The following is a 13,800-nucleotide window of genomic DNA, read 5'->3' on the forward strand; positions in this document are numbered from 1 at the left end:
TAAATCTGTGAGTAGTTGACCTACAATATAGGTTGACATATTGAGTTAACCCAATATGTATGGAGGCGAATAGAATTACAGACCCAGTAGGAGAATTTTTGGTGGATTCCCGATACAACCCAGCAGCAATTGAGGAAAAATGGCAAAAAACATGGGTAGAACTTGGCTTAGATAAGACACCGACAGTTAGCAACAAGCCAAAATTTTACGCTCTTTCCATGTTCCCTTATCCATCGGGCAGCCTACACATGGGTCACGTCCGTAATTATACGATTACCGATGTGATTGCCCGCCTCAAGCGAATGCAAGGGTATCGGGTAATACACCCAATGGGTTGGGATGCCTTTGGCTTGCCAGCAGAAAACGCTGCCATTGACCGTGGTGTACCACCAGCAAAGTGGACTTATCAGAATATGGCTCAGATGCGGCAACAATTGCAGCGTCTTGGTTTATCTATTGATTGGGAATGCGAACTTGCTACCTGTTCACCAGATTATTACAAGTGGACACAATGGATTTTCTTGCAGTTTTTGCAAGCTGGGTTAGCTTATCAAAAAGAAGCGGCTGTAAACTGGGATCCGATCGATCAAACTGTACTGGCAAATGAGCAAGTTGATAACGAAGGACGTTCTTGGCGGAGTGGGGCAATAGTTGAGCGCAAATTATTACGCCAGTGGTTTTTCAAGATTACCGACTATGCAGAAGAATTACTCAATGACTTGCATCAATTGACAGGTTGGCCAGAACGCGTCAAATCGATGCAGGCAAACTGGATTGGCAAATCTACAGGCGCTTACTTAGAATTTCCCATCATTGGGATAAATGAAAAAATCGGAGTGTACACCACACGCCCAGATACAGTTTTTGGTGTCAGCTACCTAGTGTTAGCACCAGAACATCCCTTAACAAAGCGCGTCACTACAAAAGAACAACAAGTAGCGGTAGAAGCCTTTGTTAAAGAAGTCTCCCATCAAAGTGAGTTGGAACGTACCTCTGAAGATAAACCGAAGCGGGGTATCCCCACAGGTGGTAAGGCAATTAACCCATTCACAAGGGAAGAAGTGCCGATTTGGATTGCTGACTATGTACTGTATGAGTATGGTACTGGAGCAGTTATGGGTGTACCAGCACACGATGTCCGGGATTTTAAGTTTGCCAAAAATTACGATTTGCCAGTTGATTTTGTCATCGTTTCCCCGGATGATGTTGCAGGTTTTGACTTAACCCCAACATTAGAGATAGATGAAGTCACACAACTCATCCAAATTGAATATAACCAGGCATACACTGAACCAGGAATTTTAATTAATTCTGGGGCTTTTACTGGTATGACTTCCACAGATGCTAAACAAGCAATAATTGAATACGCCGAACAACAAGGTTTTGGTAAAGTACGGGTGCAATATCGCTTGCGGGATTGGTTGATTTCGCGGCAGCGTTACTGGGGCGCACCGATACCTGTAATTCACTGTCCCAACTGTGGGATAGTTCCTGTACCTACCAAAGATTTACCCGTACAGTTACCGGAAGAAGTGGAATTTACTGGACGTGGTGGTTCACCTTTGACTCAGTTGTCAAGCTGGGTAAATGTGCCTTGTCCGACTTGTGGCACTCCAGCAAAGCGGGAAACTGACACGATGGATACTTTTATTGATTCCTCGTGGTATTTCTTGCGCTTCCCTGACGCTAAGAATGAACAACAGGTTTTCGATTCCAGTAAAATCAATGACTGGATGCCAGTCGATCAGTATGTAGGTGGGATTGAACACGCGATTTTACATTTGTTGTATTCGCGCTTCTTTACTAAGGTTCTGCGGGACAGAGGCTTGTTAAACTTTGACGAACCTTTCCAACGCCTGTTAACTCAAGGTATGGTGCAGGGTTTAACCTACCTAAATCCTAATAAGGGTGGTAAAGATAAATGGATTTCTTCTAATCTGGTAAATTCAGCCGACCCGCGCGACCCCCAGACAGGTGAACCGTTACAACGTCTCTATGCCACCATGTCTAAATCAAAGGGCAATGGTGTAGCGCCAGAAGATGTAATTTCCAAATATGGTGTAGATACAGCGCGGATGTTCATCTTGTTCAAAGCGCCGCCAGAAAAAGATTTGGAATGGGACGAAGCCGATGTGGAAGGACAATTCCGCTTTTTAAATCGGGTTTGGCGTTTGGTAACAGATTATATTGCGGCTGGGGTATGCTGTAAAAAAGCTCAACTCTCTGATTTAACTAAAGCAGACAAGGAGTTGCGGCGGGCAATTCACACGGCTATTCAAGCGGTGACAGAAGACGTAGAAGACGAATATCAATTCAACACAGCTATTTCCGAATTGATGAAGTTGAGTAATGCCTTAACTGATGCCAACGGCAAAAGTTCACCAATTTACGCAGAAGGTATTCGGACTTTAGTGGTATTATTAGCACCCTTTGCACCACACATTGCTGATGAATTGTGGCATTTATTAGATGAAAGTGATTCAGTTCATACTCAAACTTGGCCATCATTTGACCCGGCTGCTTTGGTAGCTGATGAAATCACTTTAGTGATTCAAGTTATGGGTAAAACTCGCGGCTCGATTCAAGTACCAGCACAAGCAGATAAAGCCGCGTTGGAGAAATATGCCCGTGAATCAGAAATTGCCCAGCGTTACATCGAAAGTAAAGAGATTAAAAAGGTAATTGTAGTGCCTGGAAAGTTGGTGAATTTTGTAGTTAGCTAAGTACAGCTTTGCATAGAATTGTGGCGAATTGAGGGTTTAAATTTAAACGTAGACGCGCTTCGCCTTTTTGCAAGGTAGGGGCGCAGATAATTCGCTACGAATTATGAAATGTTGTACTTAGAATCGATAAAATTGTAAATGTAGCGTGACAAAACATCAGAGGATTTACATCTGTGACACTCAAAGAGTTAGAACAACAACTTCTATACCTAATCAGGAAGTGCTAGCATTTGCCATAAGTCAAGAACGCTCAATATTAACTATCAACAGAGTTGATTTTATCCGTTTGCATCGTCGTAGTTCTAATCATTTCGGTATTACTGTTTGCACGAACAATTCTAATTGGAAACAATTTGCAGCACGGATAGATGAGGCTGTGGTCCCAGAAGAATCGTTGCAAGGAAAACTAATTCGTGTGGTACGTCCAGTCACTTAAAAAGGTTTTGATGGAACGCGCAAATGCTAAAGTCGTTAAGTATATGTTGCAACAACTCTTTTATCAGTAGTTGACTTCTATAGTGTATGTGTATTTAAAAACATCTATCCGAGCGTCCAGAGAGGTGGATTGTTTTATTTATACACAAAAAAGCGCTTGAGGTTTTGCTCACTCAAGCGCTTTTCCGTAAAAGCTTATACCAACTCACTCGTTTGACGCAACATTTGAAATCTGCAACACTCCCTGAGGAGGGAGTATTACGGGGATAACTTGTGACAAACATGTGGTGAAATGGTATCACTCCTTGCACTAACTAAGAATATCTCTTTTGTAAGAATACCGGGGATCTAGTGAGTGACAGTTTATGAACTGAACACTAGTTAAAAACGATTCACCGTGAATAGTAACTAAGGAGACTAAGCACGAATGTAGCAATTTTGTAAGTATAGTATAAAAAATTATAGTTTATTAGTACCCGCCGTTGGTATTGCTTACCACTAAATGCAGTATCAAAAAGTGCAGCAATTAATAGCATAGATATCTCAACTTCTGCGTCAAATTAGTCGCTATCAAATAAGCTAGAAAAGGCTTGGATATTGGTATCGAAGCGATTTTGACTCAAATAAATCATAGATGAAGGTATTTTTTAGAGAATGACAACCCAAGAACAAATCTTTGACCCAAATAGATTGAAAAGTTTGGGTTGGGTATCTTCTATCTCTTAGCAAACGGTGACATCCAAGTCTTCCGTATAGTGTAGGGGGTTACTTCTTTCGTGGAAGTAAAACACAACTTTTTCTCCGACAATTACTGCAATGTTCAAAACGATTTCGCGTTTTTCTATAAAAAAACTGAGGTGGATTATGGGTGGATTTTAAGAATTTATTGTACCTATGCCTCATTTAGATAGATGTTTCATCCTTGGCTAAAATAGCCAGCCGTTCGCCTAGGAGCAGACACCTTAACCTGGCGTCTAAGTGTATGGTAAGATTGCCTGCAACAAAGGTTTTATCTGAGTTAGAGTCTGGTATAAATTGCAAAGGTCAAGCTGACCGATCATTAACTCCCACGATATTTTTCCTATGAATTTGGAAAATATACAACAATGCTGGTGACGATCTGAGTAGAATTTGTAGATGAATATCTAGGATTTGCTATCAGACTTAACCAATTTCCCACAATTTTGACTTTTATTTGACTTTTAGGATAGACACATGAACGATAAGCTGATGCTGATGATTCCAGGCCCTACACCGGTGCCAGAAGCTGCCTTACTGGCATTAGCCAAGCATCCGATTGGGCACCGTACTAGTGAATTTAGCAACATATTGGCAGAAGTGACAGAAAACCTCAAGTGGCTGCACCAAACTCAAAGTGATGTGCTGATGCTGAATGTCAGTGGTACGGGTGCTGTAGAAGCGGGAATAATTAATTTTCTCTCTCCAGGCGATCGCATTTTAGTTGGCTCTAATGGTAAATTTGGCGAACGCTGGGTAGAAGTTGGTCAGGCCTACGGTTTGAATGTAGAAGAAGTTAAAGTGGAATGGGGAAAACCCTTAGATCCCGCAGTATTTGCTGAAAAACTCCAAGCAGATAGCCAAAAGCAAATCAAAGCCGTAATCATTACCCACAGCGAAACCTCGACGGGTGTATTGAATGACCTAGAAACCATCAACCGCCACGTTAAAGAACACGGTGAAGCTTTAATTATCGTTGATGCCGTCACGAGCTTGGGTGCATTCAATCTACCCGTGGATGCTTGGGGTTTGGATATCGTCGCCTCCGGTTCCCAAAAAGCTTATATGATTCCGCCGGGATTAGGTTTTGTCTCTGTCAGTCCCAAGGCTTGGGAAGCTTACAAAACTGCGAAGCTACCGAAATATTATTTGGATTTAGGCAAATATCGCAAAGCTACAGCCAAAAATACAACTCCATTTACTCCGCCTGTGAACTTGATCGTAGCGTTACACACTACGTTACGAATCATGAAAGAGGAAGGCTTGGAATCAATATTTGCTCGACATGAACGGCTGAAAAATGCTACCCGCGCCGCCATTAAAGGATTAAATTTACCCTTGCTTGCAGCAGATAATTCCGCTAGTCCAGCAATTACGGCTGTAGCACCACAGGGAATTGAACCGGATAAGATTCGGTCATTGATGAAAAAACGCTTTGATATTGCTTTAGCTGGTGGTCAAGATCATTTGAGCAATAAAATTTTCCGTATTGGTCATTTGGGTTTTGTAAGCGATCGCGATATCCTTAGTTGTATAGCATCCTTAGAAGTTACCCTAAGAGAACTTGGCTACGAAGACTTCACCCCTGGTTCTGGTATAGCAGCAGCAGTTAAAGTGTTTAGTCAGTCCTGAGTACTAAATTAAAAGAGCGAGTTGATAATTTAACTCGCTCTTTTAATTTGTATATAGAGTAGAAACTGTCAGGGTCAAGGGAGCTATATATCAACCTTTGCATAAGGTAGAGTTGATGTGACATACCTCAATTCTCCTAAATGACACCAAGTTGCCCTAGATAGTATTATTTGCTTTGAAAAAAGTCGAATTGTATCTTTGACACCAAACAAGACTAACTTTGGCAACTTAGTATCATACAAAATTAGCATCAATAGTATTGTTTGAGATTCTGCTAATATGCATTTGGTAGAAACCTTTAAGTCAAAGTCTAAAATCTAGAATCCAAAATTGCTATAGCCTACGCCGTCTCCAGCCAATCATAAATTTGTTCTAATTGCTCTAGAGTAATTAACCCATATTGCCAAAGAATCATTGCCAAAGGGCCTGGGTCTTGCTCCCTATGCCGAAGCGCCACCGCTAGTGATGCTGTGGAAATTGCCAAATCTTCTTGCAAAAAATTAATCAGTCGAGAATATTTTGATGGTGACATTTGTATCTCACCTCCTTGTGCAGAATGTATTGTCATATATCAGTTCATCATTACTCGGTAGACAGTGGCCAGTATTTCATTTGTCACTGTGCCGTTCTCGGCCATACACCCCAGCACAGTTTTTGTTAATCTGCCTTCAACAGAGGCTTCTTATAGATGTTCTGAGAAATAAAAATTCTCACACAAATCATCTGCTAGATTCTTAAGCAGTATTTTTACCTAATTAAATTAGCTTCATTTTATTTACCTTTGTATTTTATTTAATTACACAGGTAGTAATAAAGATTCCATAGCCTATACTCTCTTATTGGCGACTATTTACACTTGCGCCCAAGGGAATATTTTTGAGACCAAACCTGAAGACTGCGATTTTAGGTTTGAGACAGTAGAATTTTACATTATCACCATAGTTTTTAAATAGTAGCGTTACAAGTGCTGTTTGACCACATAAAGTGACATTTTTTACAAAAAAAACATATATTCGACCGTATAGGCTTTCAACCAAGTAATTACTTAAGTTTTTATCCGTGCAAAGCACCGGAGTTTCAAAGCTCAATTTTGATTGTATCGCCCACTTTCAACTTCAATTCAGTAGCTCTTCCAGAGCGAAGTTCAATCACCTTATCAATTGGTGTATTGGGACCATAGGTAGGACAAGGCTCACTTGCACAAGGAGGTGCAGCAACCTGAATATATTTAACTACACCTTTATGTAGAAATACCATGTCCAGGGGTACAGGTACATTCTTCATCCAGAAACTGACTGGTTGTGCTGAAGGAAACCCAAACAGCATTCCTCGGTCATTTGGCAAAGCTGGTCGATACATCAACCCCATCGCTTGCTGTTGTGGCGTCTGCGCTACCTCTAATTGAATCGTTGTACCATTAGGCACAATGGCTTTAGCAGAAATTGGTAGTTTCTGACCTAAACTCTCTGGTGCTGGAGTTTTAGAATCAGAGGTAAGGCTAGGAGATTTCGCTGTTGTTGGCACAGAACAACCCATCAGAAAAATACTCAGGATTATCGAGAGCAAACTTAGCCGACAAGTCATATAGCTTTTCGATTTTGTAATTTAGACTTCAATTTTACAGTGTTGTAGGCAGAATAAACCCTTTGGGTGGGAGGTAGCAGCACCCAAAGAAAGCATTCCCAATCTGAAACTGGTAACAAAGCAAGGAGATAGGCAAACTCCCGCTACAGTATACTAGGATTCTCTTAAAACGTACCCTACGCCTCGCACTGTTTGAATGAGGCGCTTTTGACCTTCATCTTCAATTTTTAATCGCAAGTAACGGATGTACACTTCAATTACATTTGACTCACCGAGAAAGTCGTAACCCCAAACATTTTCTAGAATTTGTTCGCGAGTTAACACCTCACGGGGATGTTCCATTAAGAATTTTAATAGTTCAAATTCCTTCATTGTCAAGTCAATTGGTCGCCCGTTGTGTATGGCACGGCGAGTTGCTATGTCTAAAATTAAATCCCCAAAGCGTAATTGCTCCGTGGTATCCACATCGGGTTTTAAGTAGAGGCGAATCAACTTCAAAAAATCTTCTGAGCGGTAAGGTTTGAGGATGTAATCATCCGCTCCAGCTTCTAGACAAGCTACACGATCGTCAACTGTATCCCTTGCCATTAAAATCAATACAGGCGATCGCATACCAGTGCTTCTCATATTTTTGCACAATGAGAGTCCTGATTCTCCTGCTAGCATCCGGTCTAAGACAATTAAAGCAGGCTGGCGATCGCGACAGTGTTGTAAACCACTCGTCGCATCATGAGCCAAAATTGATTCATAACCGGCTTCTTGCAAATCGCAAGAAAGCTGATTTGCAAGGCTCTCATCGGTTTCAATCACCAAAACACAGGGACTTTGAGCAACTGTCATAACAATTTGAGATATTGGATTTGGGATTGTAAAGATATTTTAGAGAAAATCTTTACATCAGTTATTAAAGTGCAATTACCAGTTTTGAGTGATGTAACAATCCTGATTTGACGCGCTGCTAAAAATGTTTTAACACGTTCAGGTGTCAGCTATCGAATTCTCAGATGCAATCTTAATAACTAACTCCAAATTCCATCTCTATACCAGTAATTCTGGAAGGAAATTAGCAAATGGGGGCATCGGGCATGGGGCAGAGGGAATAGGTTGATGAGGGGGATAAGGGAAAAGAATTAATAACCAATCCCCAATCCGCATTACCCCTTATCCCCAGAGGGGACCCCACCTTCCCCAATCCCCAATTCTTACGGCAATTCTACCGAAGTTGGTTTAGCGATATGTGGCAAACCCCAACCTAATTTTTCTCGCAAAATTCGGAAAAATTCAGGCGGTTGCAGGCGAATAAATCGGACAGTATATTGCGATCGCTCCATATATACTCTATCTTCTGGTAGTACATAGCATCCACCATTACCATCCACCACCATTACCAGCCGAGGAATGTTGACTGGGTAAATGTTGACAGATTCAGTATCTGGAAATACTAATGCTCTAGAAGCTAGGGAATGGGGACAAATGGGTACTAGCTGTAAAGCAGGTACGCCAGGAGTTACCACTGGCCCACCAGCACTCAATGAGTAAGCTGTAGAACCAGTAGGCGTAGAAACAATCACACCATCTGCGGCAATATCTACTGGCGCATGACGCCCTATGGCAATTTCAAAATGGCACATAGAGGTCAAAGGTTCCCGGTGCAGTACCATTTCATTCAAGCAGAGCGCTTCCCACAGTACTGAATCACCCCGAAACACTTTGACGGTGAGCATAGCTCGTTCTTCAATTTCATACTCACCCGCCATTGCCTGTTCTAGTGCTTGGGGCAATCGGTTCAGGAAAGTTTCCGTTAAAAATCCCATGTGGCCGGTATTCACTGTTAGCAGTGGAATACCACAGGGAGCTACCTGACGAGACGCTGCTAAAACAGTGCCGTCTCCCCCTAACACCACTGCAAACTCCATATCTGAGTCAAAACCAGGGGGCGTTAGACCGTCAATAGGGGTGTGGCATACAGGACTATCCGGGTTAGAGTAGCCCAGTATCCCACCAATACTCGATGTGATACATACATTCCAACCGGCTGCGGTTAGCTTGTCTTTCAACTCGATAGCGACACGGCCCGCTATCGGTTTAACGTCATTATAGATAATGCCTGCTTTCGGCACACTCAAATATCCAAGTTTAGGCGATGCTCTGTATTATGTAATCGTTACACATTTTTGGTCATGTAGTCATTAATCTAGAGTCAAATATCCAGAGTCTAAAGTTTAACGACTAATGTTTGTTTTATATGACTATTGACTATTGGCTTTTGAAGACTCTTTAAAAGGAGTTTTTTTCGGTTTCTGCTTTTTATTTTTATTTTTCTGGTAGTCTACCTCTTTGAGCTTCTTCATTATTCGGCTGAAGTACTCTTGTAGATAGCTTTCTAGGGTTGTAGTTTGTTGCTGATCTAAACCAAACACTGTATATACTTCATCCATTGAAGCATTTAACTGTTTACCACTAGCCAATACTTCTGTAAACGCCAGCCTGTCTGCTACGTTCCATCCCCACTGAAAGAACCGCATTATGCCGCGAACAGCACGCAGTAAGTTTATTGGCATCCGCGTTACTCTGGCATCTTTTCCAGATAAGCGTTCGCAGAGGTTGATAATTTCTTCTGCACTCCACGCACGAGTACCGACTACAGGAAAAGCTTGGTTTTCCGTTTCTGGTACACTTAATGCTCGGATCGCAAACTTAGCAATGTCCTGAGTGTCCATATAGGCGATGGGAGAAGAATTACCTGTTACCCAAACTGGCTGTCCTTCCAAAATGGGAATCCCATACTGACCGATTAAACCTTGCATAAATCCAGCTAGTTGCAAGATGGTATAATTTAAGCCTGACTCAGCCAAGAATAGTTCTGTACATCGCTTAATTTCCATTAGCGGCACTTCTGGATATTTATCAGCATCTAAAATAGAAAAGAAGATAAAACGCTCTACACCCGCTGCAATTGCTGCTTGAATCAATGCTACTTTGCCTTCCCAATCCACTTGTTTGATACTTAGTGAATCTGTAGGGCGAGATGTTGAGGCATCAATAACTTGGGTTACACCTTCTAATGCTTCCGCTAGGGTATCGGGGTAACGCAAATTTCCAGGGAAGAGTTCTGCACCCCATTCTTTAAGAAAAGCTGCTTTTTTACTGCTGCGGACAAGACAGCGTACTTTATATCCCTCATCGATCGCACGACGAGCCACTTGTCTTCCTAAGGTGCCAGTGGCACCGACGATTAATAATGTCATGAGGGTTGTAATAAATTTTAATGTTTTATGAAAATAATGTTATCAGAATAACCTATGCAAACAAAAGTTTACATCTTTTCTCAGAAAATTAATTTATTTGAATAGAGTTATGGGAAAATAGCTGTCCGGTTAACGGACAAGCTTTTTTCTCATTTCGATGAAAAAGTGAGTAGGGAATGGGGAGTGGGGAGAATAAGAACTCTTAACTCTTAACTAAGCACTCAGTACTAATTATTCTTCTGTGCCCTGAATTTTCAGTAACAACGCGCCTAAACCCCAGCCCACGAAGATTAAACCGAAAGATAATAGAGCTGCATTCAAAATTTCGCCGCCCATTGGTGTGATTCTCCTTATGCAAAGTGGTGTGTAAACTAGGTCTACCAGAAGCTTTTCAATAGTTGCTGTAGGATTAGACCTGTGTAAATAATTTTAAACTAGTTTAGCAGGTAATCCCTACTGGTTCGGGGGGCAATCCCTACTCTTTCCAGAAAGAAGATGGGGAAATTGGTAAGTTTTAATGATAATAATTATGAAGAGATTTTATGTATCCAAATAATCAAGTTAGTTTAATAAATTTTGTTAAAGAAAATCGTCCGCGTTTAGCATTGACATTAGGAGATCCGGCAGGGATTGGGCTGGAGGTGATTTTGAAAGCTTTAGCAGATCCAGAAATTAGTCAAAAATATGACGTTACAGTGGTGGGTAATGGGGATTTGCTGGCACAGACTTATCGCAAACTTAATTTAACTGAGAATTTTGCACCTTTGGCAAATCCAGATGGTTTGTCAGTTAGTGATGTGCAGTTGAATGGAAAAATTAAAGATCAAATTATTTCAGGAATAGGTAATGCAGCCAGTGGTGCGGCTAGTTTTGCGTATATGGAATATGCGATCGCTCAAACACTGGCTGGTAAATTTGATGGTATTGTCACAGGGCCGATCGCTAAATCGGCTTGGAAAGCGGCAGGGTATAATTATCCAGGGCAAACGGAACTTTTGGCACAAAAATCAGGTGTTGAGCGTTTTGGGATGTTATTCGTAGCGCGATCGCCCCATACTGGTTGGACACTCCGCGCTTTACTTGGCACCACACATATTCCCCTACGTCAAGTAGCCGATGTGTTGACACCGCAGTTGTTGACACAGAAATTGGATTTGCTGGTGGAGTGTTTAGAGAAAGATTTTGGTATATATAGAGCAAGAATTGCGATCGCCGGGTTAAATCCCCACAGTGGCGAACAGGGACAACTTGGACGTGAAGAACAGGATTGGTTAATTCCCTGGTTGGAGCAAGAGCGGCAAAATCGTCCACAATTGCAACTAGATGGCCCGATACCGCCAGATACGATGTGGGTTAAACCTGGTCAAGCTTGGTATGGAAATTCTTTAGTACAAAATCCAGCTGATGCCTACTTGGCACTTTATCACGACCAAGGCTTAATTCCAGTGAAGCTGATGGCGTTTGATCGGGCAGTTAATACTTCTATTGGTCTTCCTTTCGTTCGGACTTCACCTGATCACGGAACAGCATTTGATATTGCGGGTAAGGGAATTGCTGATGCTACGAGTATGAAAGCAGCAATACATTTAGCGGCTGAGTTGGTTAGTCAAAGATTAGCGGTGGGTTGTGGTTAAAAGTTTTTTGTTGCAATATTTACTAGGAATAATGCTGACTTGAATTTTGAAATTCTTGGAGACATCACCAATATTGAAATAATTGCTGTTGGTAACTCTATTCGTGAACTAGAACGCTTGCGTAAAACTTATGGTTCAGGACGGTGGCGGAAACTTAAAGGCTTTGCAACCATTAGCTTAGATGACAGAAGCATTTATGAAACTGAATTAGACTGGTATGAAGCTCACGGAATTGGTAAGAAAGAAATTAAAATAAAACGCTTTCTATAGGAGTCGTTATGCAGTCAGCGAACACAGAAACTCAATATGTTGTTTGCATTAGCAACAAAGATTATCCTGCTTCTTTAGAAATTCGGAAAATTTACCAGACTGTTCCTGATTCTGATGCTGTTAAGCACCGAATGATTAGAGTTATTGATGAATCAGGTGAAGACTACTTATATCCTAGCAATTATTTCGTATTGATTGAATTACCAAAAGCGGTTGCAGAAGCTTTTTCTCTAGCTAGTTAACATTTAATTATTTGTTCCAATAACTCTAAAATCTATTTCAAAAAATAGCTGCTACTTCTCACCAAAGCTGCCTTGAATCATATTGTGCTGAAATTTTATAACTTTATCATCGAAGCTATTTACTAGCTTCAAGTAAAGGCAATTTATAAATACCAGTTATCTGTTTTTCAGGCAACTGGTATTTTTTTGTACTTTTTAAGTTACAGAAAGGATAGGCTAACGCCTTAAACTTGCGCTCCCATCGGAAATACAAACTTTCTCTATCCACCTCATCTATCTCTTCACTTTCATCAATGAGGTCTTGGTTTTTCTCCTCTAATTCCTGCATATACTGCCTGAGTATACCCCCAACAGCGATCGCTCTGGTTTTATGCAGTTGACGGGTTAACTCTAAAAACCATTCTTTATCACCCACTAAATCTGACTCTTTCACTTGATACTTGAGAATTTCTGGGATAAGTAGTGAAGGGTTATGATGCTTTGCGATCGCGCTAATATGAACAACAGGCTGGTAATCAATCCGTAAGCACTGCTGCCATAATGCTACCCATTTGGCATGAGAAAGATAGCCATGACTGAAATAGGAAGGCGGCACCATTGCCAAAATATGTAAATGCGGGTGTGCTGAGACTCCATCCCTACCTTTAGTGACTTCTATGGACTTCACCCAACCTTTCGCAGGCCATGCTTTCAATTCAGTCAATCGCTTAAAAGCTTTATTCATCAAATCCAAGTTTTCCTTGAGTTCTTTAATCTGGCAATTCTTTACAGTCAAGGTAATAAACAGCCAACGGTGCTTGGGGTAATCAGTGACAACCTGTGGGAGAATTTTGTAAGCTCTTGCTTTCCACATGAGCGATCGCCGCCACTGACAAACTGGACAATGACGAACCCTACAGAATCGGGTATCTGATAGTTTTAACTTGAGAATAGCTTCCGATTCATCTGGTACTAATTGAAATTTCAGCAACTCGGAACAGATTCTCATCCGCTAAGCATACTGCTGAAAATAATGTTCTTCTGCTTTGGCGTAATAATCCAAGACTTTATCAGTATTAGCTCTGTGCTTGTCCCAAATTTTACCTATAGATGAAACTTCGGTTAAGCTCTGTATATTTTGATTTTGTTGGAACTTATCTTGAGACGATATATTAAAAGCAATAAAGTTACTGTCTGAGGCTTGGACAGACACGAAATCACCAAATCAGTTTGTATTAACGTCCCAAATTAACGCAACTTATATGATCAAGCCTCAGTAAAAGTATTTAAGTAAGTCAGATGCTATAAGAATTTA

At 41.2% G+C, this 13,800-nt stretch carries 14 protein-coding genes; 6 read left to right on the top strand and 8 right to left on the bottom strand.

Going from position 1 to position 13,800, the window contains the following annotated elements; all coding sequences use genetic code 11:
* The first annotated feature begins 101 nt into the window (after positions 1-101).
* The 3 genes from leuS (at position 102) to V7K89_RS12755 (ending at position 5,528) form a co-directional block, all read left to right on the top strand.
* Positions 102-2,723, top strand: a complete 2,622-nt coding sequence (gene leuS, locus V7K89_RS12745) for a leucine--tRNA ligase (RefSeq protein ID WP_335187684.1) — start codon at positions 102-104, stop codon at positions 2,721-2,723.
* 145 nt (positions 2,724-2,868) lie between these two features.
* Positions 2,869-3,159 carry a DUF5615 family PIN-like protein gene (locus V7K89_RS12750; protein WP_335187566.1) on the top strand — a complete coding sequence of 97 codons (291 nt, stop codon included), beginning with the start codon at positions 2,869-2,871 and terminating at the stop codon, positions 3,157-3,159.
* A gap of 1,214 nt (positions 3,160-4,373) precedes the next feature.
* Positions 4,374-5,528: a pyridoxal-phosphate-dependent aminotransferase family protein gene (locus V7K89_RS12755; RefSeq protein WP_335187568.1), complete on the top strand. Its 1,155-nt coding sequence runs from the start codon at positions 4,374-4,376 to the stop codon at positions 5,526-5,528.
* A gap of 340 nt (positions 5,529-5,868) precedes the next feature.
* Here V7K89_RS12755 and V7K89_RS12760 read toward each other — a convergent pair whose 3' ends face one another.
* From V7K89_RS12760 to petM, 6 genes are all read right to left on the bottom strand, one after another.
* Entirely contained in the window at positions 5,869-6,096 is a 228-nt protein-coding gene (locus V7K89_RS12760) for a DUF2949 domain-containing protein (RefSeq protein ID WP_292719964.1), read from the bottom strand.
* Positions 6,097-6,605: 509 nt separating this feature from the next.
* Positions 6,606-7,112, bottom strand: a complete 507-nt coding sequence (locus tag V7K89_RS12765) for a DUF192 domain-containing protein (protein WP_335187570.1) — start codon at positions 7,110-7,112, stop codon at positions 6,606-6,608.
* Positions 7,113-7,265: 153 nt separating this feature from the next.
* A complete protein-coding gene (gene nblR, locus V7K89_RS12770; RefSeq protein ID WP_099103317.1) occupies positions 7,266-7,952 on the bottom strand; it encodes a response regulator transcription factor NblR in 687 nt (228 codons plus the stop codon).
* A gap of 362 nt (positions 7,953-8,314) precedes the next feature.
* A complete protein-coding gene (locus V7K89_RS12775) occupies positions 8,315-9,232 on the bottom strand; it encodes an NAD(+) kinase (RefSeq protein WP_335187572.1) in 918 nt (305 codons plus the stop codon).
* Positions 9,233-9,361: 129 nt separating this feature from the next.
* Positions 9,362-10,360 (bottom strand): SDR family oxidoreductase, encoded by a 999-nt coding sequence (locus V7K89_RS12780; RefSeq protein ID WP_335187574.1) that lies wholly within the window; start codon positions 10,358-10,360, stop codon positions 9,362-9,364.
* A gap of 231 nt (positions 10,361-10,591) precedes the next feature.
* The gene (petM, locus tag V7K89_RS12785) at positions 10,592-10,696 is read right to left on the bottom strand and encodes a cytochrome b6-f complex subunit PetM (protein WP_094344256.1); all 105 of its coding nucleotides are present in this window, start codon (positions 10,694-10,696) and stop codon (positions 10,592-10,594) included.
* Positions 10,697-10,902: 206 nt separating this feature from the next.
* On the opposite strand from petM, the gene pdxA reads away from it, so the two are divergent.
* Genes pdxA through V7K89_RS12800 form a run of 3 tightly spaced genes read left to right on the top strand, consistent with a single transcriptional unit; the run spans position 10,903 to position 12,506 of the window.
* Positions 10,903-11,994, top strand: a complete 1,092-nt coding sequence (pdxA, locus tag V7K89_RS12790; protein WP_335187576.1) for a 4-hydroxythreonine-4-phosphate dehydrogenase PdxA — start codon at positions 10,903-10,905, stop codon at positions 11,992-11,994.
* A 39-nt stretch (positions 11,995-12,033) separates the two neighbouring features.
* Positions 12,034-12,264, top strand: coding sequence for a hypothetical protein (locus V7K89_RS12795; protein ID WP_335187578.1), 231 nt, complete (start codon positions 12,034-12,036; stop codon positions 12,262-12,264).
* A gap of 8 nt (positions 12,265-12,272) precedes the next feature.
* Positions 12,273-12,506: a hypothetical protein gene (locus V7K89_RS12800; protein ID WP_334972120.1), complete on the top strand. Its 234-nt coding sequence runs from the start codon at positions 12,273-12,275 to the stop codon at positions 12,504-12,506.
* A gap of 115 nt (positions 12,507-12,621) precedes the next feature.
* On the opposite strand, the gene V7K89_RS12805 is transcribed toward V7K89_RS12800, so the two are convergent.
* Together V7K89_RS12805 and V7K89_RS12810 are read right to left on the bottom strand one after the other, a co-directional pair.
* The gene (locus V7K89_RS12805; RefSeq protein ID WP_335187580.1) at positions 12,622-13,494 is read right to left on the bottom strand and encodes a protein rep; all 873 of its coding nucleotides are present in this window, start codon (positions 13,492-13,494) and stop codon (positions 12,622-12,624) included.
* A gap of 3 nt (positions 13,495-13,497) precedes the next feature.
* Positions 13,498-13,698 (bottom strand): hypothetical protein, encoded by a 201-nt coding sequence (locus V7K89_RS12810; RefSeq protein WP_335187582.1) that lies wholly within the window; start codon positions 13,696-13,698, stop codon positions 13,498-13,500.
* Between the last annotated feature and the right edge of the window lie 102 nt (positions 13,699-13,800).

The organism is Nostoc sp., from assembly GCF_036917515.1.
Lineage (GTDB): Bacteria > Cyanobacteriota > Cyanobacteriia > Cyanobacteriales > Nostocaceae > Nostoc.